The organism is Puia sp. (assembly GCF_036500295.1).
Lineage (GTDB): Bacteria > Bacteroidota > Bacteroidia > Chitinophagales > Chitinophagaceae > Puia.
On record NZ_DASYCH010000005.1, the window covers coordinates 22,196 to 44,142 of the forward strand.

Annotated in this window: 20 protein-coding genes; 13 read left to right on the plus strand and 7 right to left on the minus strand. The window is 54.9% G+C overall.

What is annotated here, in order from left to right; translation table 11 throughout:
• Positions 1-51 precede the first annotated feature (51 nt).
• Positions 52-276, minus strand: coding sequence for a CDGSH iron-sulfur domain-containing protein (locus tag VGM48_RS02670; RefSeq protein ID WP_331576166.1), 225 nt, complete (start codon positions 274-276; stop codon positions 52-54).
• Positions 277-414: 138 nt separating this feature from the next.
• Between VGM48_RS02670 and VGM48_RS02675 the strand changes: the two genes are divergently transcribed.
• The 3 genes from VGM48_RS02675 (at position 415) to VGM48_RS02685 (ending at position 3,982) form a co-directional block, all read left to right on the plus strand.
• Entirely contained in the window at positions 415-1,560 is a 1,146-nt protein-coding gene (locus tag VGM48_RS02675) for a sensor histidine kinase (RefSeq protein WP_331576167.1), read from the plus strand.
• Positions 1,554-2,318, plus strand: coding sequence for a LytTR family DNA-binding domain-containing protein (locus VGM48_RS02680; RefSeq protein WP_331576168.1), 765 nt, complete (start codon positions 1,554-1,556; stop codon positions 2,316-2,318). The genes VGM48_RS02675 and VGM48_RS02680 overlap by 7 nt, the downstream gene beginning before the upstream one ends.
• Positions 2,319-2,398: 80 nt before the next feature.
• Positions 2,399-3,982, plus strand: coding sequence for an amidase (locus VGM48_RS02685; RefSeq protein WP_331576169.1), 1,584 nt, complete (start codon positions 2,399-2,401; stop codon positions 3,980-3,982).
• Between the two features lie 45 nt (positions 3,983-4,027).
• Here the strand turns inward: VGM48_RS02685 and VGM48_RS02690 are convergent, their stop codons facing one another.
• Complete coding sequence (locus tag VGM48_RS02690) at positions 4,028-6,265, minus strand: S9 family peptidase (RefSeq protein ID WP_331576170.1); 2,238 nt, start codon at positions 6,263-6,265, stop codon at positions 4,028-4,030.
• 60 nt (positions 6,266-6,325) lie between these two features.
• Between VGM48_RS02690 and VGM48_RS02695 the strand changes: the two genes are divergently transcribed.
• The 6 genes from VGM48_RS02695 (at position 6,326) to VGM48_RS02720 (ending at position 11,603) form a co-directional block, all read left to right on the plus strand.
• A complete protein-coding gene (locus tag VGM48_RS02695) occupies positions 6,326-7,960 on the plus strand; it encodes a TldD/PmbA family protein (RefSeq protein WP_331576171.1) in 1,635 nt (544 codons plus the stop codon).
• A gap of 1 nt (position 7,961) precedes the next feature.
• Positions 7,962-9,299 (plus strand): TldD/PmbA family protein, encoded by a 1,338-nt coding sequence (locus VGM48_RS02700; RefSeq protein ID WP_331576172.1) that lies wholly within the window; start codon positions 7,962-7,964, stop codon positions 9,297-9,299.
• Between the two features lie 238 nt (positions 9,300-9,537).
• The gene (locus VGM48_RS02705) at positions 9,538-10,749 is read left to right on the plus strand and encodes a hypothetical protein (protein ID WP_331576173.1); all 1,212 of its coding nucleotides are present in this window, start codon (positions 9,538-9,540) and stop codon (positions 10,747-10,749) included.
• 126 nt (positions 10,750-10,875) lie between these two features.
• Positions 10,876-11,133, plus strand: coding sequence for an ABC transporter permease (locus tag VGM48_RS02710; protein WP_331576174.1), 258 nt, complete (start codon positions 10,876-10,878; stop codon positions 11,131-11,133).
• Positions 11,134-11,373 carry a hypothetical protein gene (locus VGM48_RS02715; protein ID WP_331576175.1) on the plus strand — a complete coding sequence of 80 codons (240 nt, stop codon included), beginning with the start codon at positions 11,134-11,136 and terminating at the stop codon, positions 11,371-11,373.
• 35 nt (positions 11,374-11,408) lie between these two features.
• Entirely contained in the window at positions 11,409-11,603 is a 195-nt protein-coding gene (locus VGM48_RS02720) for a hypothetical protein (protein WP_331576176.1), read from the plus strand.
• A gap of 73 nt (positions 11,604-11,676) precedes the next feature.
• Here the strand turns inward: VGM48_RS02720 and VGM48_RS02725 are convergent, their stop codons facing one another.
• The 3 genes from VGM48_RS02725 to VGM48_RS02735 all read right to left on the minus strand — a co-directional run bounded on the left by VGM48_RS02725 (position 11,677) and on the right by VGM48_RS02735 (position 14,706).
• Entirely contained in the window at positions 11,677-12,540 is an 864-nt protein-coding gene (locus VGM48_RS02725) for an OmpA/MotB family protein (RefSeq protein WP_331576177.1), read from the minus strand.
• Between the two features lie 77 nt (positions 12,541-12,617).
• The gene (locus tag VGM48_RS02730; protein ID WP_331576178.1) at positions 12,618-14,009 is read right to left on the minus strand and encodes a HAMP domain-containing sensor histidine kinase; all 1,392 of its coding nucleotides are present in this window, start codon (positions 14,007-14,009) and stop codon (positions 12,618-12,620) included.
• Position 14,010: 1 nt separating this feature from the next.
• On the minus strand, positions 14,011-14,706 hold the full coding sequence (locus tag VGM48_RS02735) for a response regulator transcription factor (RefSeq protein WP_331576179.1): 696 nt from the start codon (positions 14,704-14,706) through the stop codon (positions 14,011-14,013).
• Between the two features lie 150 nt (positions 14,707-14,856).
• Between VGM48_RS02735 and VGM48_RS02740 the strand changes: the two genes are divergently transcribed.
• The 4 genes from VGM48_RS02740 to VGM48_RS02755 all read left to right on the plus strand — a co-directional run bounded on the left by VGM48_RS02740 (position 14,857) and on the right by VGM48_RS02755 (position 19,856).
• Entirely contained in the window at positions 14,857-15,669 is an 813-nt protein-coding gene (locus tag VGM48_RS02740) for a universal stress protein (RefSeq protein ID WP_331576180.1), read from the plus strand.
• 5 nt (positions 15,670-15,674) lie between these two features.
• The gene (locus VGM48_RS02745) at positions 15,675-17,366 is read left to right on the plus strand and encodes a hypothetical protein (RefSeq protein WP_331576181.1); all 1,692 of its coding nucleotides are present in this window, start codon (positions 15,675-15,677) and stop codon (positions 17,364-17,366) included.
• Positions 17,367-17,550: 184 nt separating this feature from the next.
• Entirely contained in the window at positions 17,551-19,155 is a 1,605-nt protein-coding gene (locus VGM48_RS02750) for a sensor histidine kinase (RefSeq protein ID WP_331576182.1), read from the plus strand.
• A gap of 8 nt (positions 19,156-19,163) precedes the next feature.
• Positions 19,164-19,856: a LytTR family DNA-binding domain-containing protein gene (locus VGM48_RS02755; protein ID WP_331576183.1), complete on the plus strand. Its 693-nt coding sequence runs from the start codon at positions 19,164-19,166 to the stop codon at positions 19,854-19,856.
• Here VGM48_RS02755 and VGM48_RS02760 read toward each other — a convergent pair.
• Together VGM48_RS02760 and VGM48_RS02765 are read right to left on the minus strand one after the other, a co-directional pair.
• Positions 19,853-20,086, minus strand: coding sequence for a hypothetical protein (locus VGM48_RS02760; RefSeq protein ID WP_331576184.1), 234 nt, complete (start codon positions 20,084-20,086; stop codon positions 19,853-19,855). The two genes, VGM48_RS02755 and VGM48_RS02760, sit on opposite strands and share 4 nt — an antisense overlap.
• A 115-nt stretch (positions 20,087-20,201) precedes the next feature.
• Positions 20,202-21,944 (minus strand): OmpA family protein, encoded by a 1,743-nt coding sequence (locus VGM48_RS02765; protein ID WP_331576185.1) that lies wholly within the window; start codon positions 21,942-21,944, stop codon positions 20,202-20,204.
• Between the last annotated feature and the right edge of the window lie 3 nt (positions 21,945-21,947).

Below are 21,947 nucleotides of genomic sequence, written 5' to 3' on the forward strand. Positions count from 1 at the left end.
TGCGGCGAGGCGGGCTCGTTTTGGCCGGATCAGACCTGCTTTTGAACGGGATCAGACCGTCTTTTTGGGCGGCAGGTCGAAGGAAGTGGCGTCGTGTTCGAAATGGCCTTTATGGGAGCCGTCGCAAAAGGGCTTGTTCTGAGACATGCCGCAGCGGCAGAGGCTGACGATCTCGCGGCCGCCGAGGCCATAGGGTTGGCCGTTACGATCTACGATCTCGAAATCTCCTTCAATTTTTAGCGAGCCGTTGTTGTTGACGGTGATCTTGGTGGGCATATCTTTGTTTTTGTGCGGCGCGAAAATAGGGAAATGGAGGCGGTTGGCCTAATTCATCGAACGTTACCTAATATTAGTCGAAAAGTTTTTCCCGCCCCGTTAACAGCCGGTAGATTTAGGTAAAATCTCTAACCCCGCATGGAATATGATAACGACCGGCTCCGAAAGCGGCGCCCGAAGATGGAGACCTTCTACTGGGTGATGCTGATCCTGCTGCAGCCGGTGACCAACTGGATCCTGAGCCCCTTTCGCTGGCTATGGCCCTTCCTGCTGATGGCCAGCCTGCTGGTCTTTCCCGCCTATATCCTTTTCTCCCGGTTTATGGGGTCGGCCCTGGCGACGCGGAAGCGGCGCTCGCTCCCCATCCTGATCTCCATCGCCTCTTTCGTGGTGATCGGAGGTTTTTTGTTGTGCGTCTATTCCCTTTTCGGGAAGATTGCCGGGGCGCCGATGAACGGCTTTTTTGCGATGACGCCGACGCACCTGTTACGGGAAGGCTGGTGGACGGCCGTGAATATGGCCCTATCGGTCGCCATCTTTTATATCCGAAAGGCCGACGATGAGAAAGACCTTCTGGAGGCGATGAAAAAGGACAACACCTTTTTCAAGCTGCGCTATCTCCGGGCGCAGCTGAACCCCCATTTCCTGTTCAACACCCTCAACAGCATCTATTCCCTGAGCCTCCAAAAGTCGGACCGGACACCGGATATCGTGATCAGGCTGGCGGATATCATGCGCTACCTGATCTATGAATGTAATGAAGAAAAGATCCCACTTGACAAGGAGATCGAATTCATCCGCAACTATATCGAGATCGAGAAGCTGCGGCATAAGGCGGACATCCGGCTGACGGTGGAGGGGCAAACCGAAGGGCTGCTGATCGAACCCTTTCTTTTTATCTCCTTTATCGAAAACGGGTTCAAGCATGCGATGGACCACAGCTTTGGCGAACCTTTTATCTATATCACCCTGCGGGTTGGCAACGGGCAGCTGGTACTGAATGTGATCAACAGCACAGACGCCGATCTCGAGCTGCAGGCCAAGAAGCTCAACGGGATGGGCATTGCCCATAGCCGGAGCCTGCTGGAGTTGCTTTATCCTTCTTCATACGATCTGGACATCATCCAGACCGAGAGAGATGAAACCCGGACCAGTGAACTGAGACTTCACAATGCCCGGGAAAGACTGGAGAGTCTTTACCCGGATTCTCATACCTTAGACGTAATCCTAAATAAGAGTACTTTTACGGTGTCGTTAATTTTAAAAACTTTTGCCGCTTGTTAAAATGTATCATCGTCGAGGATGAAACGCTGGCCCAGGATGTGATCAAGAGTCATCTGGCGCGGATAGATAAGATGGATCTGGTCGGAGTATTCCGTACCGGGCCGGAAGCGATGGCGGCGCTCCAGACGCAGGAGGTGGATGTGATCTTCCTGGATATCCGGCTGCCGGGAATGAGCGGGCTGCATTTTCTCAGCGGGCTGACCGATCCGCCGTTGGTGGTGCTGACGACTGCCTATGCGGAGTATGCGCTGGAGAGCTATGAGTTCAATGTGATCGATTATCTTTTGAAGCCGATATCCTTTGAGCGGTTTTCAAAGGCTGTCAATAAGTTGCTGGATGGACGGCTTTATGCGGCAGGCGGGCGCGGGATGGCCGGTGTGGGCGGCTCCGGGGCGCTGGCTTCGGGGGTTGACGGCGCCACGATTGAGATGGGGTCGTTGCCGCAGGGAGATCATATCTTCATCAAATCGAACAGCAAGTTCTTCCGGGTGAGTTTTTCGGAGATCCTGTATGTGGAGGGGATGAAGGACTATCTGAAGATCCACACGCCGGAATATACGCTGGTGACGCATCAGACGATGAATGAACTGGAGAAGTTGCTACCGGCGCGGTTGTTTATCCGGGTGCACCGGAGTTACCTGGTGGCGACGGGGCAGATACGATCGATCTATGGGAATACGATCGAGTTGGGGAAGGTGACGATCCCGATCGGGGTGAATTACAAGGAGGTGGTGATGGGGTTGATCGGAAAAAGATGATACTTTGTTTATTCGTAGAGACCCCCGCGCGTTGTGCGGGGGTTCTTTTTTGTTATATTCAGGGCTAAAACTACTGCATTATGGATAGAAGAAAGTTTCTTCGAGACGGCTCGTTGGCTGGAATTGCGATTTCTACATTGTCGTTTAAGGGGGGTAACACCGGGGAGAAGGAATTTCTGCTGCTGGAGGTGACGATCGACCAGTTGCAGGAGAAGATGGCGAGCGGGGCGGTGAGTTCGGTGGAGATCACGAAGTTGTATTTGAAGCGGATCGCGGAGATCGATAAGAAGGGGCCGACGTTGAATGCCGTGATCGAGCTAAACCCGGATGCGTTGAGCATTGCGGCGGCGATGGATGCGGAGCGGAAGGCGGGGAAGGTGCGGGGGCCGATGCATGGGATCCCGGTGCTTATAAAAGACAATATCGATTCGGGGGATAAGATGCAGACGACGGCGGGGGCGCTTGCGCTGGAAGGGCACCGGGCGGCGAAGGATGCTTTTATCGTCCGGCAGCTGCGGGCTTCGGGTGCGGTGCTGCTGGGAAAGACCAATCTCAGCGAGTGGGCGAATTTCCGGAGTACGCGGAGCACCAGCGGGTGGAGCAGCCGGGGCGGGCAGACGAAGATGCCCTATCTGCTCGACCGCAACCCCTCGGGGTCGAGTGCGGGCTCGGGGTCGGCGGTGTCCGCCAACCTCTGCGCGGTGGCTATCGGCACGGAAACGAACGGATCGGTGGTATCGCCTTCGTCCATCAACGGGATCGTAGGGATCAAGCCGACGGTCGGGCTGCTGAGTCGCAGCGGGATCATCCCGATCTCGGCCACCCAGGATACGGCAGGACCGATGGCGCGGTCGGTGAAAGATGCGGCGCTGTTGCTGGCGGCGCTGGCGGGTGTCGACCCCGATGACGCGGTGACGAAGGAAAGCCAGGGGAAGACGCCGGCCGACTATGTTACCGGGCTTGACGGGTATGGGTTGCGCGGAAAGAAGCTGGGGATCGAGAAGTCCGCCCTGACGGGCCATGAAGGGATGGTCGCGGCGATGCAAGAGGCGGTTTCGACGTTGAAGGCGCAGGGAGCGACCATCGTGGAAGTGGAATTGCAAAAGCTGATGTCGGAGCCGGGCTCGGTGGAAGGGATGATCCTGCAGTATGAGTTCAAAGACGGCGTCAATAAATATCTTGCCACCGCGAATGCGCCGATGAAGACGCTTGCGGATGTGATCGCCTTTAACAAGGCCAATGAGAAAAAGGCGATGCCCTATTTCAAGCAGGAGACGCTGGAGCGCAGTGATGCCCGGGGCGGGCTGGATAGCGCCGAATATACAGACGCATTGAAGAAGCTGCTGACGGCGCGGACGATCATCGACGATCTGCTGCGGCAGAACCAGTTGGATGCCATTATCTCGGTCACCAGCGGGCCGGCCTGTTGTATCGACCTGATCGCGGGAGATTACCGCACCGGGGGCGGCTTTTCGGGCCCGGCGGCGATGGCGGGTTATCCGCATATCACCGTTCCGATGGGGCTGGTGCTGGGATTGCCGGTAGGGCTGTCCTTCGTGGGCACGGCCTACAGCGAGGCGGCGCTGATCAGGATGGCGTATGCCTATGAGCAGGCGTCAAAGAAACGGGCGATGCCGGGGCTGGTCAATGCGGCGAATTTTTAGAAGCAAGAACCCGGGGTTTCGACAGCCCCGGGGTTATATGGCGGGTCAGTGAGTTTTTAGATAGCGTTCGAAATATTCGAAGGTGACCTTCGAGATGAGTAAATAGCTGGGCCAGTTGTAAGCGGCGCCATGGGCGCCGGGGGGATAGATGCGGAGATCGACGTCCTTGCCGGCGTTGGTGAGGGCGGTCAGCAGTTCCATCGTCTGTGCAGGATGGACGTTGTCGTCGAGCATCGAGTGGATGATCAGCAGATGGTCCTGCAACTTGTCGGCATGGGTCATATCGCTGCTGTTCTTGTAGCCTTCGGCGTTGTCGGCGAGGGTTCCCATATAACGTTCGGTATAGATATTGTCATACAATCTCCAGTCGGTGACGGGGGAGTTGGCGACGCCCACCTTGAAGACGCCGGGATGGGTCAGCAGGGTGTATGTTGTGCTATACCCGCCATAGCTGGTGCCCGTGATCGCGATGTTGTGGCCATCGACATAGGGCAGGGTCGACAGGTAATGAGCCGCTTCCGCGAAATCATTGCTTTCCCATTTCCCCAGGTGCTGATAAACGACCCTCATAAAGGCGCTGCCGTAGTCGGAGTTCCCCCGGTTATTTATACCGACCACGATATACCCGTTTTGCGCGAGCCACTGGTGAAAGCCGCTGGTCGAAAACTGGTTGAAGACGTCGTGAGATTCGGGGCCGCCGTAAATGGCCAGGATGACGGGGTATTTTTTCGTGGAGTCGAAATTAAACGGTTTTATCATGCTGCCGTCGAGGGTGACCCCGTCGGAGGTCTTGAACTGAAACAGTTGCTGCGGGGAATAGGCATGGGTCTTGATAAACTCGCTGACGGCATGGTTGTCCTCCAGCTGTTTGAGCAGTTTGCCCTGGGAATTATACAATCCCACCTGGGTCGGCATCGTCGTGTTGCTGTATTCGTCGAGGTACCAGGCCGTATTGGTCGACATGTCGATCGTATGATACCCGGGCACGCCGGTCAGTTTCTTCTTGCCGGTGCCATCGTATTTGATACTATATAGTTGTTGTTCGAGGGGTGAGGCTTCGGCGGAGAGATAGTAGATCGATTTGGTATCGGGGTCGATGCCGGTGACCTTTATCAGATCGTAATTGCCTTTTGTGACCTGGCCGATCAGCTTGCCGTCATAGCTGTAGCGATAGATATGATAGTAGCCGGAGCGATCGGAAACCCAGAAGAAATCCTTTGTCTTTTCGGGGAAGTAGACCATATCGTTGACATCGGTGTAGAAGTCGAAGATGGAGACCCAGGTTTGGTTCTGTTCTTCGAGGACGACCCGGTGTTCACCCGTCTTTACATTGAAGAAATAGAGCTTCATGTGGTTCTGGCTGCGATTGAGGGTCATCAGCGCCAGCACGTCAGGTTCGCTTGTCCAGTAGATGCGGGGGATATAGAAGTCGCCGGTCTCGTCGGGTTTGAGCCAGACCTTCTTTCCCGACTGAACGTCGACGACGCCGATGCGGACCGTGGGATTTGGATCACCCGGCTGGGGGATGGAGATCTTTTCCTGCTTGGGATGGAGTCCTTCGAAGTTGGTCATCTGGAAGACGGGAACTTTGGAGTCGTCGAATTGCCAGAAGGCGACATAGCGGCTGTCTTTTGACCAGGTCCATGCCTGTCCCTGGCCAAATTCTTCTTCGTATACCCAGTCGTAGTGGCCGTTGAACAGGCCGGTTTCGCTGGTGCTGTCGTCGGTGAGCTGGCGTTCGCGGCCGGCGGCGAAGTCATAGACGTAGAGATTGCCGTTGCGTTCCATTCCGATCCTGCCGCCGTCGGGGGACAGCTCGGCGGACCGTGCATCCTTTGCCGCCTGTTGCAGTTGCCGCGTGGCTACGTCATACATATAGTAGTCGGAGATGCCGGAATTACGGAAGATATGCCGGAAGTTGGTCCGGAATACGAGGTGCTTTGAATCTTTCGACCATTGAAAGGACTCGTAGCGGAGGGGTTGGGTGGAGTTGGGGAGATGGACATCATTATTGCTAAAGACGGTGGTCTCTTCGAGTGTTTTGGGGTCCATGGTATGGATCTCTCCATTGGAGATGAAGGAGTACCGGTTTCCGTTATCGATCCAGTTGACGCTTGCCGGTCCGGGTTTGCCGCGAAGGCGGAAGCCCGCCTGCAGGGCATCGGGAAGCGAATTATATTGCGTGGTTGCGGAAGTACTGCCGCCGGTGGCTTCGGGCTGCTGTGCGTTCAGGGTAAGTAGGTAGAAAGCAAGAAAAGCCGATGCTGTGAGTTTTTTGACCATTGAAATCAAATATTAGATAGCTAAAGTATAAAATTCTATATTAGAATATAAAACCAAAATGTGAAAAGAAAAGACTTTCTCTATTTGTCAGGAATGGGTATCGGCGGTGCGTTGCTGAGCGGCATACCGGCCCTGGGGTCTCCCGTATCGCCCGGAAAGCCGTTGGAGACCGTAGACACCGCCCTGAAAAAACAATTGGCGGATATCGCGCTGAATGCGGCCCGGTCCAAGGGTGCGAGCTATGCCGACGTGCGGATCGGGCGTTATCGCAACCAGTTTATCATTACCCGCGAAGATAAGGTTTTAAATACGGTGGATACCGAATCCTACGGGATCGGCATCCGCGTGATCGCCGGCGGGAGCTGGGGTTTTGCGGCCACCGACAAAATGGATAAGGACGGGATCGCGCAGGCGGCGGAGCTGGCGGTATCCATCGCCCGGGAGAATGCCCGATTGCTGAAGGAGCCGGTGCAGCTGGCGCCGCAGAACGGTTATGGCGAAGTCACCTGGAAGACCCCGATCGAAAAGAACGGGTTCGAGATCCCGATCAAAGAGAAGGCCGAGCTGCTGCTTGCGGTGAATGCGGCGGCGATGAAGAGCGGGGCGAGCTTTGTGGACTCTTCGCTTTTTCTCGTCAACGAGCAGAAATATTTTGCTTCCACCGACGGTTCGTATATCGACCAGGATATCCATCGGATCTGGCCGACCTTCACGGTCACCAAGACGAATGATAAGACCGGGAAGTTCGAGACGCGGGATGCGCTTAGCGCCCCACGGGGGATGGGATATGAATACCTGATCCCCTCGGCGAAGGAGAAGATCAGCGGGATCACGATGCTTTATCGTGACCGTTATGATATGCTTGAGGATGCGCGGCTGGCGGCGGAGCAGGCGGCGGCAAAGCATAGCGCAAAGACCATCGAGGCCGGGAAGTACGACCTGGTCCTCGACCCCACCAATCTCTGGCTGACGATACACGAGTCCTGCGGCCATCCCACGGAACTGGACCGGGTACTGGGCTATGAGGCAAATTTTGCCGGGACGAGTTTTCTGACGCTGGATAAATGGGAATCGAAGAAATTCAACTATGGGAGCAGCCTGGTGAATATTGTGGCGGACAAGACACAAAAGGGCTCGCTCGGAGCGGTGGGGTATGATGATGAAGGGGTAGGTACAAAAGAGTGGGACGTTATCAAGAATGGGGTGCTTGTCAATTACCAGGCTATCCGGGACCAGGCGCATATCATCGGATTAAAGGAATCGCAGGGCTGTTGTTATTCGCAAAGCTGGCGCGATGTTCAGTTCCAGCGGATGGCGAATATCTCGCTGCGACCGGGCAAGGGGCAGCTTACGCCGGCGGAGATGATCAGCAAGGTGGAGAAGGGTATCTATATCGTCGGCGACGGCAGCTATAGCATCGATCAGCAACGGTATAATTTCCAGTTCAGCGGACAGCTTTTCTATGAGATCAGGGACGGGAAGATCGCGGGGATGCTGAAGGATGTCGCCTACCAGGCAAATACGCAGGAGTTTTGGAATTCCTGTACGGCGATATGCGACGAACGGGATTACCGGCTCGGGGGTTCGTTCTTTGACGGAAAGGGACAACCGGAGCAGGTGAGCGCCGTGTCACACGGGGCGGCCACGGCCCGGTTCAATGGGGTCAATGTCATTAATACAGCAAGAAAGATCTAATATGCCCTTACTAACACAAGACGAAGCGAAGACCTTACTGAGCAAGGTCCTGCATTTTTCAAAGGCGGACGAATGCCAGGTAGCCGTCGGCAGCGGGGATGGCGGGAATATCCGGTATGCCCGTAATTCGGTGTCCACCAGCGGCGCCAACAGCAGTACACAGGTGCAGATTGTATCCACATTCGGAAAGAAACAGGGGATCACTACGATCAATGAATATGACGATGCCTCGTTGGAAAAGGCCGTGCGGCGGGCCGAGGCTATCGCGCAGCTGGCGCCCGAGAACCCGGAGCATATGCCACTGCTGGGACCGCAGACCTATGCGGCTGCATCGAAGACCTTCAGTCCCGAGACGGCAGCTATTTCCACGCAATTGCGGGCCAACCTGGTCGAGCAGAGTCTTGCCATTGCGCGGGATGCCAGGGTAACGGCAGCGGGATACCTGGAAAATTCGGCCAGCTGCTCGGCGCTGATGAATTCACGAGGACTTTTCGCCTACGGCACGGGGACCAATGTCGACTTCTCCGTGACGATGCGAACCGATGACGGCACCGGCAGCGGGTATGCGTCGGCGGGGTACAATAATATCGCCGATCTGGATGTGGCGGCGGCCTCGAAGGCGGCGGCGTGGAAGGCGGCGCGAAGCGGCGGAGCCAAGGCGCTGGAGCCGGGGAAGTACACCGTGATCCTGGAGCCCGCCGCGGGGATCGTGTTGCTGGAGAATTTGTATGGCGGCCTTGACGCGCGGGGCGCGGATGAGGGACGCAATTTTTTAAGCCTGCCGGGCGGGAAGACGAGATTGGGTGAGAAACTGGTCGACGAGCAGGTGAATATCTATTCAGACCCCTGGAATGAGCAGTTGCCGACGGGTAACTATAACAGGGAAGGACTTCCGCAGGAGAAGGTCTCGTGGATCGAGAAAGGGGTTGTGAAGAACCTGGTGTATTCGCGGTACTGGGCGCAGAAGAAAGGGGTGAAGCCGGTGCCTAACCCTGATGGGTTTATCATGACGGGTGGGAATGCGTCCCTCGAGGAACTGATCAAGGGGACGGAGAGAGGCGTCCTGGTGACGAGGTTGTGGTATATCCGGTCGGTCGATCCGCAGACGTTGCTTTTGACGGGGTTGACGAGGGATGGGACGTTTTATGTCGAGAATGGGGAGATCAAGTACCCGGTGAAGAATTTCCGGTTTAATGAGAGTCCTATTATTATGCTGAATAATCTGGATGCGATGGGGAAGGCGGTGAGGACGGTGAGTGGGGAGAGCGGGGCTTCTGCGCTGATACCGCCGATGCGGGTGAAGGACTTTACGTTTACTTCATTGTCGGATGCCATATAACGAAAAAACCCTCAATGATTAGTCGAGGGCTTTTCAAGAGAAATTGGATGTGTTGGTTTTTCTGGATCTTGTTATTCGGACTTCATAAGTATTGGATAGGTCAAAAGTAGATCAGAATAAGTTGTTAAAAAAGCGCAAAGACCCTCGATTTTTATCGTAGATCTACGATTCTAATCGCTTTCTAACACGGATTTTCGGGTATTCCCTATTAATTTGGGTACCGAAAAATTCAAATCGCGTGAAAAAATTCCTTTTTATCCTGCCGGGGTTGTTCCTTTTACAGACGGCTCTTGGGCAGGCCTCCGTTCCAGCGACACCGGACACTACTCTTACCACGGACAAGAATATCCGCAATAAGGTGCTTGGCGATATCCAGGAAAGCCTGGACAAGAAGACAAAAGACATCGATCAAACGCTCTCCAAGCTCGACCATAAGGTAGATAGCCTCGACCAGGAGATCGCCGCTTCGCGGGATGCGCGGGACAAGGCCGATAAGCTGCTGCTGCGGGTGCAGTCCCTCGAGAAGAAACAGCAGGCCATCGAGGAGAACGAGCTGTACGTATACCAGGCCAATTACCAGTCCGCCATCATCAACCTGGTGTCGATGGATAAGGAGATAAAGCCGCTGGTGCTTTTCAACGCATCCAAAAGCTTTTTCACGACGTTAAACGAGACGGCCAACCCGATGACCTATCCCGGCTACCAGGAATGGTATAAGAAATTCAACGAGTATATCCAGAAGGAGAAGGATCATGAGGCGGCGCTGGCGGTGCTGAGTGATTTTGTGCAAATAACGGGGAACATCAGCAGTGCGACGCCGATCGCGGGGCCGGTGTCGCAGGCGTTGTTTCTCGGGATCAACTCCTATATCACCAGTCTTGGCAGCAAGAAGAAGGAGTTGCGGGAACAGAGTCAGAAGATGCTGTTGCTGACGGCGAAGCTAAGCCAGTTCAACTATGACAAGGACCTGGTCGAACAGCAGTGGGATATCGTGCAAAAGGAGTTGGAGAAGCTGCAGATCCATTATGATACCATCCTCAATCAAAATCTGGCGCTTTTGCGGGTGCCGAAAGGTGATTATGCGGGCCGGTTCGGCCGGGAGACGGATGCGGAGAAACGATATCAGTTTCTGACCGATTTGCGCAAGGATGCTTCGGCGCTGGTGATGACCCGCAAGACGGCGGATGCCAAGAGCTGGAAGCAGCCGATCTATTATGAGCTGATGGACGTGCAGTCGCTGAAGCTGCGGTTTGGCGATCTGACCTTTGATATCCGCGGGATCCTGTCGAAGTATAACGAGCTTATCTTTAAATACCGGAATGACCCGGAGATCGGGTTGAGGGTGCAGGCGCTGGAGGTGAAGCTGAATGCGTTGAACGACACCTTCGATGCGGCGTTTGATCCGAATGATTATATCAATTCGGCGACGCGGATGTACCTGGTGAATTAGTCGCGGGGATGGGCTGGGACCGGACGGCGCTTGTATCAAATTCGAACGGGCGGAGGGTTGGAATAGAGGACTGCCGGTTGATTCTGGCTGGCGGCGGGGACGCTTTGCGGAGATGCGGGGACCGCATTGGCGGCGCCGTATTCGGTCGTGTTGATGAAACCTGTTGCCGACAAGCTTTTTGGCACGGAGAACCCGGTAGGCAAGGTGATCCAGATGGACAATGCATTCGGGAAGCATGATTTTACGGTGGGTGGGGTTATCGATGAGAGTCTCGGCAAATCGCATATCCACGCGGATTTCTTTATGGCGATGAACAGCGGCGGCTATGGCGACTATATCAATCATAACAATTCGTGGGCGGGTAGTAATTTCGTTATTTCTTAGGTGAAGCTGCGGCCGAACACGAAGGTGGGCGACATGGAGAAGAAATTGCCGGCCTTCCTCGATAAATACGGGCAGAAGCAGCTGAAGGAACTGGGGATGAAAAAGGAGTTGCACCTGGAGCCGATCGGCAGGCAGCTATCCAGCCTTTTATCTTTCGGCCTTCCAGGCGATAAAGGTGATCAAGGGGAATTTCACCAACCAGATCTCGGCGACGGAGATCACGCTGTCGAAGATCATTGATTCCTTTACGCTGATGGCGATCCTTATCTCGAGTCTTGGGCTTTTCGGGCTGGCGGCCTTTAGCGCCGAGCAGCAGTTGGCTGGAGGCGTTTGCCTACCGGACGCCGATTGGTTGGTGGATGCTTGCGCTGGCGGGTGCGGTGGCCTTATTGATCGCGATGGTGACGGTGAGTCTGCAGGCGGTGCGGGCGGCGCTGGCGAATCCGGTAAAATCTTTGCGTAGCGAATAAAAAAAGCCCCGCAGGCGCGGGGCTGTTAGAGCACGGAAAGGCTAAAACCAACTGATGACAGACAACCTGAACATTATTTATGCTCGAGCAATTTGAAGAACTGGTCCAGTTGCGGCAGGATCACGATGCGGGTGCGACGGTTGAGGGCCCGGCCGTCCGGGGTGTCGTTCGAGGCGACGGGAACATATTCGCTGCGGCCGGCGGCAGCCATATGAGCGGGCTGGAGTCCATACTTATTTTGAAGGATGCGGATGACGGCTGTGGCGCGTTTTACGCTAAGGTCCCAGTTATCCAGTAAGTCGCCCCGACGGAACGGCACATTGTCTGTATGGCCTTCGACCATGAATTCGATATCGGGCTGAGCCTTCAGCACCTGGGCCACCTTACCCAGCACTTCCTGGGCGCGGGATGTCACATTGTACTTACCGCTGGCGAAGAGCAGTTTGTCGGAGATGTCGACGTAGATGACCCCTTTATCCACCTTTATATTGATGTCCTGATCGTTGAGGTTGCCGATGGCGCCTTTCAGGTTATTGACGAGGGCCATGTTGAGCGAGTCCTTATGCGCCATGGCGGCCTGGAGGCTCTGGATATAGGCATCTTTTGCCCCGAGGTTATCCAGTGACTTTTGGATGCTTTGGGCCTGGGAGCTGCTGATGACGGACATGTCCTCAAGCTGTTTGAGGGCCTGGGTATTGTTCTGTTTTAGAAAATCGATCTGTTTCTGCAATGCGGCGGTCCGGGCGTCGCAATCGGATTTTTCGTGGGTGAGGGTGGCTGTCTTGCTGTTGCAATTCTTCAGGTCGTTTTGCAACGCGCTGTAGGCGTTGTTCAGGCTATCGTATTTCGACTGTAGGCCTTTGAATTTTTTGGTACTGACGCAGGAAAAGAGCAAAAGGGGGGTGACACCCACCAGTGCCAGGTGCTTGATATGCATAATTACCGTTTGATTGATTTACCCGACAAGGTTGTACAAAAGGATTAACGCGAGCTTAAAGCCAAATTAGAATTTGATTAGAGTTTTGCCGCCGAGGGGAGGGTGATCGTAAAAATGGAGCCTTCGCCGATGACCGAGCGGACGGCGACAAAGCCTTTGTGAAGCAGGAGGATCCGGCGGGCCAGGGAGAGGCCGAGACCGAAGCCGGGGATGGCCAGGCCGTCATCGCTGCGATAGAAGGGCTGGAAGATATTCTCCCATTCCTCCTCCCCTATCCCCCGCCCTTTGTCCTCGACGGCGATGAGGATCTCCTTGGCGTATACGGTAAGGCGGACGATGGCGTGGTGGTCGTCGGAGTATTTGCAGGCGTTGGCGACGATGTTGCGGATGGCGGTGAAGAGCAGGTCTTCGTTACCGAATACGAGAAGGTCTTCCTCGGCTTCGGGCAGCTGATCGAAGTCGAGGGTAACTTTATAGAGGGGATTTGTCTTGCCGATCTCGGCGGGCAGCCGCAGGAGGATCTCGTCGACCCGGAGGAGATCGATCTCGAGACCGCCGGCCGTCCCGGAGGCCCGGGCGAATTCGAGCAGGGTCTGGGTCAGTTTGCTCAACTGGCGGGTGTCCTGGTACACCGATTGGATCACCTTACGGTATTCTTCTATGGTGCGGACCCGTTGGAGGGCTACCTCCAGCTGGCTCGAGATCGAGGTCAGGGGTGTGGACAGTTCGTGGGAGGCGTTGGCGATGAAACGCCCCTGGATCTCGAAGCTTTCCTGGAGGCGGTTGAGCAGCTGGTTGAGGGTTTCGGAGAGATAGTACCATTCATCCTTTGAGTCGGCGGTCGCCGACCGGATGCGCCGGGCGAGGTTTCGCGCGGAGATGTCGTTGACCTCGTCGGCAATCCGCTTGATCGGGTGGAGGAGGCTGATCGAGAAGAGATAGCCGCCGATGACGGAGATGAGGATACCGCCGATGAAGCTGAGGGAAAGCACGAGGCGGAGATGGCGGAGTTTTTCGTTGCCGGCTTCATCATATGCTGCGGCGATGATGATAAAGGCCGTATTGCCTTCTTTAAAATTGATCGCGACGGCATCTTTGGGTTGCTGGGTAAAAGTATAGGCGCCGCTGCTTTTGCGGGCTTTGTCGAGCGTGGCCGTTCCGATGTGCAGCGTATCGGCGGGGTCGTCGGTATACCAATAGATGAGTTTCCCGTTTGTGTCGTAGGCTTCGATGACCTTGTCCTTCATGGTCATTGAGGTGGAGGCGTCGATCTTGCGGATGAGGGCTTCGTCGAAGACGTTGCGCTGGCTGAGGAGCCGGCCGGTGGTGATGGCGCGGTTGGCGAGGCGGGTCTGGATGTCCTTTATGCGATTGGTATAGGAGAAATAATAGACCGAGGTGCATACGAGTGTGAGGATGGCTACCACGAGGAGGGTAAACAGGAGCGTTATACGGGTACGCACCGCCATTTCAATTGGGTTGGGTTTTTAGGATATAGCCCATGCCGACATGGGTCTGGATGAGCTTGTGGTCGAAGTCCCTGTCGACTTTGTTGCGGACGTAACTAATATATACGTCGATGACATTCGTATTGGTGTTGAAGTCGACATCCCAGACGTTGATGGCCAGGTCGGCGCGGGATACGACGCGGTTCTTGTTGCGCATGAGATATTCCAGCAGCTGGAATTCCTTGGCGGTAAGCTTTATGCGTTTGCCGCCGCGGTGGACCTCTTTGTTATCGAGATTCATTTCGAGATCGGCGGCCCTGAGGTAGTGGCCGACGGGTTCCGCCTGGCCGGGCGTGCGTTTGAGGAGCGCGCGGATCTTGAGGAGCAGTTCGCGGAATTCGAAGGGTTTGACGAGGTAGTCGTCGGCGCCGGCGTCATAGCCTTCGATCTTGTCGTCGAGGGAGCTCATGGAGGTGAGCATGATGACGAGCCGATTTCTGTCGCGGTTACGGATAGATTTACAGAGTTCGTATCCGTTCATCCCCGGCAGGTTGATATCGAGGATGATGAGGTCGAAGTTGCGGGACTGCAGCAGCTGGTATCCTATTTTTCCGTCATAGGCGACATCCACTTCGAAACCGTTTTCAGACAGTCCCATCTTAAGGGTGTCGGCGATCTTCCGTTCGTCTTCGACGATGAGTATTCTTCTTTCTTCCATTGGGTTTTCGTTGCAGGCTTTGACGGAAATTAGCCCGCTCCCCGCGAAATTACGTATTTGGCCGGAGCAAAGCGGCGACTCTAATGCAATTCTAATCCCAATCTAAGGGTATGTTAATGTTTGGGGAATATTTTGGGTGAAAGATAGAAAATGGCCATTGCTTTCAATACGCTCCTTATCCCGGTGGATTTTTCGCAGAACACGGATATCGCCGTGAAAAAGGCGGCCGAGCTGGCGGGAAAGGAGGGGGCGGAGTTTCACCTCCTTCATGTATTGCGGGCGGGGAGTGAGGTGGATGAAAAATTTCAGCGGTTGGAAAGCATGATCGCGGCGACCTATCCGATGATCAGGGTGAGAAGACATCTTCTCCGGGGGCGGTCCGTACAGCGGGCGATCATCGAGTGCGCGGAGTTACTGCGGCCGGACCTTATTGTTATCGGCAAGAGCAAGCCACCCAAAAAGTGGTTCGGGTTTCGGGGGATCTCGCCGGATATCATTGCCAAGAAGAGTAACTATCCGGTGTTGACGGTGAAGCCCGGATCGGCGGATTGTAAGACCCGGGTTATTCTGATACCGATCCGGAATTTTCTGCCGGAGCGGAAGCTGGAGTGGGCGGTGATGCTGGCCAAGCGGTACCGGGCCCAGGTGCATCTGCTGGCCATCCAGGACCGGCAGGAGCATAAGGACTGGGCGTTGCCGCAGGTGTTCCTGAAAGCGTATCATCAGATGCGGGAGCATCTTCACCATCCGATAGAATATTCGGCTACGGGCCGGCAGAGCACGGCGAAGGCGGCGTTGAATTGCGCCGAGCTGATCATGGCCGATATGATCGTGGTGAATCCGGAGACGGAGAGCGGGGTTTCGGGGATTGCGGGTTACCGGCATATCAGCGATCTGCTGGGGAAGGACTCGAAGATACAAGTACTTGATATACAACCATACAAGTCAGAACTACAAAATTAAGGCTTATGAAAAAATTGCTTTTTGTTTTCGTTATCTTTTTCATGATGGGTGGCTCCAAGGCCCAGTCATTGGCGGAGGCCAGGAAATTGTTGCATTACGAGCGCTATGACGGGGCCGCCCATCAAATTCATTCCGTGTTGCAGACCGATGCGGCCAATTCGGAGGCGTGGCTGCTGTTGACACAGGTTTATGTTCATCAAAAGAGGATCCCGGCGTTGCGGGATACCCTGGGCCGGATGCCGGCCGCGGCGGCTCAGCAGCCACTGGGCCTCTGCGCGTATGGGCAGCTTTTCCTGGAGGAACACCGGAAGGACAGCGCCATGGTGTATTTCAACCGGGCGCTTCAGATGACCAGGGAGAAGGATGTGCCGGTCCTGCTGGCGGTGGCGAGGGCCGAGGAAAGGGCCGATTCGACGGATGCGAACTATGCATTTGCCATCGATCTGCTGAACAAGGCGATCAAGCGGGAAAAGCGGAACGGGGATATTTATATCGGGCTTGGGAATATCTATCGCCGGATGATGGACGGCACCAATTCCTATAAGGCCTACCAGGATGCGCTGGCGCAGGACAGCAAGGATGCGGAGGCCATGTACCGGCTTGGGACGATCTTTGTCACGCAGAACAACCCGGATTCGTACCTCAAATACTTCAACGATGCGGTGGCTGCGGATTCGCTTTATGGTCCCGCCTGGTATGAGTTATACTATCACTATTATTTCCGGGATGTCAACAAGGCGATGGAATGTCTTGACCACTATATTGCCGCCAGTGATGCGAGCATCGAAAATGACTACCTCGTGACCGACCTCTTATATGCATCGCGGAAATATTCCGCGGCGATCGACCGGGCGCAGCAGCTGATCGCGCAGCAGGGGAAGGTGACGGAGCCGAGATTGTACAAGCTGATTGCTTATTCGTATAAGGAGCAGCATGACAGTCTGAAGGCGCTTGACTATATGAAACAATATTTCCGGGAGCAGCACGATACCGGATTTGTGGTGAAGGACTATAGCACGATGGGTGAGATCTATGCTTCGCTGGGGCAGCCGGACAGCGCGGTGGCCTATCTTGTAAAGGCCGGGGGGATGGAAAAGGACAGCGCCCAGCGGATCGAATATGCGAAGAAACTGGCGGCCCTGTATAAAGAGCAAAAGGACTATTCCAACCAGGCTCTGTGGCTGAGTAAATATTATACGGGCAACAGCAAGTCGACGAATCTGGACCTGTTCAACTGGGGGCTGGCGCATTATATGGCCAAGGAGTATCCGAATGCCGACAGTGTGTTCGGGCTTTATGAGACGAAGTATCCCGATCAGGATTTCGGGTATTACTGGCGGGCGCGCTGTGATGCGGCGATGGACACGGCGATGTCCACGGGAATGGCTATCCCTCATTACCTGAAATTGATCGAGATAGACAGTAAGGATTCGACCAACAAGACGAACCGCAAGCATCTGATCGAGGCCTACGGGTATATCGCGGCTTATAAGGCCAATACGGAAAAGGATTATGCGGGGTCGATCGACTATTTCGGGCGGCTGCTGGTGTTGGATCCGGGGAATGCGGATGCCATGCGGTACATCGTTATCCTGAAGAAGAATATGGCGAAGCTGGAGGCGAAGGGGGATGCTGCGAAGGGCGATGCCACGAAGGGGGAAGCGGCGAAGGCGGAATCTGCGAAGGGAGACAAATAGAGAAGACGGAGTTCGCGAAGGGAGACACAGAGCGAAAACGGATAGATCATTGAGGCCCGGTTTGGGCCGGCCATGGGGGCCGCAGCAGCGGCCCCCATTTCCATCACATTTTCCGGGGATCTTATCACATTTGACCGGAGGCGGTGGGGTTTTGCTTTAATCTTGTTGAAAAAACAAGATGGAGTTGAAAAAGCATAATCCGATCAAATGGCGGGAACATGAAGTGATCCTGGTGACGGTGTATTGTCTGCTGGGCGTCGCCGGGGCCTGGTGGAAGATCTTCGAATATACCGGGGTCGAGCAGCGACAGCAGTGGGGTTCGAACTTCACCGAACATCATCTATACTTCGACTTCTTTATCAATTACCTGCTACCGGAGACGGGGCTGCTGATCGCCTTTTACCTGGCGTATGTGTGGATGAACCTTTATATCCTGCCACGCCTCGTGCAGGTGGATGCTGCGGAACCGGGGTCCTTCCGGGTGGCTTTTACGTTACGGGCGCGGATCGAGGTCAGCGGGACTGCGGGTGAAACGCTGAAGCGTTTTCTTTGGGGGATGATCAATGCCATCGTGCTGACGGTGTTGCTGGGCGCGATATGGGGCGTGGTGATCTATTATCAGCGGCAGTTCGACTATATCGGCTGGGACTGGACGAGCACGGCCAACCGGGTGCTGGGATTGGGATGGACGAGATCGGCCGGACTGGTACTGATGTATATTGCGTATGGGTTTGTCCGGGAGTGGAGTATCCGGCGGCTGACGACCGACGCCCGGCGGAATGCCTTTCGCATCTCGTTGCTCAACCAGCTGACCACCTATACCACGGTGTGGCTTATCATCGGCTGCGTGCTTTTTTTCTTCGATGTGATCGATTACGATCCGGGCTTTTACTTTACGTTTTTTGGGGTGATCCCCGCGCTGGTGCTGGCGGGTTTCACCAATGTCTATTGGGTGTTCCCGCTGGTGGGTGAAGGGCGGTTCTTCCGGTGGATGGTATTGCGCCGTCTGTTCTGGACGACGCTTGCCTGGAGCTTCCCGGCGCCTATATTGATCATGCCGACGGCCCACATGCTGCCGCCGGCGATCCTGTCGATCTGGATGGGACAGCTGTTTGTCATCACGCCATTGTCGTGGATCATCTTCCAGCGCAGAAAGGACAAGATCATGGAGCTGCGGGGATTGCAGCAGGCGCTTGGGAAGTCGGAGGCTGACCTGCAATTCCTGCGGAGTCAGATCAACCCCCATTTTCTCTTCAATGCGTTGAATACGCTTTATGGGACGGCGCTGCAGGAGGAGGCTGCGAAGACGGCGGGAGGTATCCAGCAATTGGGGGACATGATGCGGTTTATGTTACACGATAATCATCAAGACAAAATACCTATGGGCAAAGAAGTTGAATACCTGAAAAATTATATTGCGTTGCAGCGGCTGCGGACGGATTCGTCGCCCCTGATCCGCATCGAGACGGCGATCGATGAGGTGCTGCCGGATGCGATGATCGCACCGATGTTGCTGATCCCTTTTGTGGAGAATGCCTTTAAACATGGGATCTCGCTGCGGGAGCCTTCGTGGGTGAATATCCGGTTGAATGCGGAGGGAAAGAAGATGCTGTTCGAGATCCGGAACAGTGTTCATGTGAGGGGGGTGAATGACCCTGAAAAGGATAAGTCGGGGGTTGGCCTGAAGAATGTGCTGCACCGGCTGAACCTGTTGTATCCGGCACGACATGCCTTCTTTGTCAACCAGGACGAGCGGGAATTTTTTGTACAGTTGATGATAGAACCATAAATTGGGGTATGCTGAAAGCTATTGCCATCGATGATGAGCCGATTGCGCTGGATGTCGTGAAGGCGCTGGCGGGGAAAGTGGGTTTTCTGGACCTGGTGGGGGTGTATACGGATGCGTATGAGGCCATGAAGCGGTTGCAGCAGGAGAAGATCGATCTGCTTTTTCTAGATATCAAAATGCCGGATATTTCGGGGATCGAGTTTCTGCGGAGTATCCCGCATCCGCCGATGGTGATCTTTACGACGGCGTACAGCGAGCATGCGGTGCAGAGTTTTGAGCTGGACGCGATAGATTACCTGTTGAAGCCGTTTAGCCAGAGCAGGTTCTTAAAGGCCTGTAATAAGGCGTTCGAGCTGTTCGAGTTGAAACGGAAGAATGGGGGGCCGGCGGCGCCGGGTCAGCTGTTTATAAAAAGTGGTTACGGACAGGTGCGGGTGCGGCTGGAGGATATCCTGTATCTGCAGAGTACGGGAAATTATATGCAGTTTGTGCTGCGGGAGGAGAAGATCCTTTCGCGGCTGACCATGACGGAAGCGGAGGCCTTGCTGCCTCCGCCGGCATTTGTGCGGATACACAGAAGTTATATTGTAGCGAGCGGGAAGGTAGAACGGGTGGAACGCGACTCGGTTTGGGTGGCGGGCCGGGAGCTACCTGTCGGGGCAGGCTTTGCAAGAGAGATCGGGAAGATAACGGGAAGTTAGTTGTCTTTTACGAGAACCTTGTCGTTATAGACTTCGATGACGCCGGAGTGATTGGAGGCCAGCATCCGTTGTAATACCTTATTAACCACGCATTTATTGATAAATCGGGAAAGATAGTCAACTTCATTGATCTGAAAGGGATCGAGGCGATTACCGGATTCGTCGACGAGCCGGATCTTGATGTTGGAGGGTAGCTGAGTCCAGAGTGCGTTTGTGTACAGATTTAACATGGAAGGATGGATTTTTTAGGGTCCTTAACGAATATATAGAATATATAACACAATAACTCCCGGGTTGGGAAATTATTGTGTTATATTTTTTATAAAACCTTGTGGGGGGATTACGCTATTGAGCGGCCAGTTCTTTTTTGTGAACGATGATCTCGGCGCGGCGGTTGAGCCAGGCCTGGTTGGGGTCGCTGTTGTCGGCGACCGGGTCATCGCTACCGTAGGCTTTTGCCTTCATAAGATCGGCGGGGACACCGCGGCTATTCATGTAATCGAGTATCATCTTGGCTCTTTTCCGGGAGAGCACGTTGTTATACTGATTGGTCCCTACGGAGTCGGTATACCCTTTTATTTCCACAGAGAATTCGGAACTGCTCTTGAGGTGGCGGATGACCTTGTCGATGCTGCCGAAGGCTTTTGAGTTGAGGCCATAGTCATTGAATTCGAAGTAGACCACGAAACGGATGACCGGTTTGCCATCGAGGGAGTCGATGCGATAATCGTCTTCGTTGAAATCATCGAGGCCCATGGCGCGGAAGGGCTTTTTGCGGCGGTTATGGGCGCTGGCGGCGTCGTCCCCATCGGCTCCGTCGGCTCCGTCTCTGCCTCTTCTGCCATCGCCGGCGGTGAAAGGGTTGCCGTTGTCGTCGAGGAGGCCTTTTGCCTTCAGGACGGAGTCCATGTTGATCGTGATATAAATGTTATTGGTCACATTGCCGTTGCCGTTCTTATTGGCGGTATCCTTTTTCTTGTCGTCTTTCTTGTCATATTTCGAATTTTCGTCCTGATCCAGTTGTTTTTGTTTCTTGCTTTTGATCGGGATATAGATGCCGAGGGAGTACATGGTTGTGCTGGCAACGTTCTTTGAGATGCTTTGGCCATAGGACACTTCGCCGAGGACCATGATCTTGCGGGAGTTGAACTTGGCGCCGACGCCCAGGGGCACGGTGGGATACGATTTATCGTTGATGATATCGTTGAATCCTACGGTGACATAGGGCTGGAGGCGATAGGCAGGGCTGATTAGATGATAGTACAGTGCTGCGTTCAGCAGGTTATAGGTCTTTGATTTTGTCTGGCTGATGAGAACGTCGTTGCTTGTCGCATGGCCGAAGCTGAGACCGATGTCGGCGCTGACGGACAGGCGATTGGTGAGATTCTTATAGGCCGAGGCGGCGAAGGAGGCGTTGCCACGCTGGAAGAACGGCAGGTTGTTGGCATCGCTGAGATACCCCTTACGGTTCTTTTCCAGCAGGGCGAAGTCCTGGAATTGAAATTTCGTCAATGGGGCGATGAACCAGCGGCGGTCGAGTTCGCGCTTTTGTTGTTCGGCGCGGTCTTCGGACGTGGTATCGGCGGGTTCCTTTGGCTGGGTAGCCTGGGCGGCGTCGGGTTTTGTATTTGCCGATGAGTCGGCCAGGGAGACGTCGGCGGGTTTCGGGTCAGTTTTCACTTCGGCGGCCTTTGTTGCGTCGGTTGCTGTTGCGTCGGGCTTTACCGAGTCGGCTTTTGCGGCGTCAGCCTTTGCCGGATCGGTCTTTGCCGGATCGGTCTTTGCCGGATCCGTGGCCGAATCTTTTTTCACGGCCGGGCTTACCGGGGCGTCATCGGCGAGCGAGATGACGGTATCGTTGATCTTTACGCCGGTGTCCGTGGAGCGGTACCGGTACGAGGTGTCAAGGGTTGTCGGGGCAAGGGTATCCCTTGTGATTATCGTGTGCCCCGGTGTTTGTCCGGTTGTGTCCGTGACAGGCTGGTAGCCGGTGGTGTACCGGGCGCCTGCAGGATGAGCCCACATTGGCCTGGCCGTTAGCAGGCCCAGGAGGGAGCAACCAATCAAACCAATCATTACCTTCTTCATGGG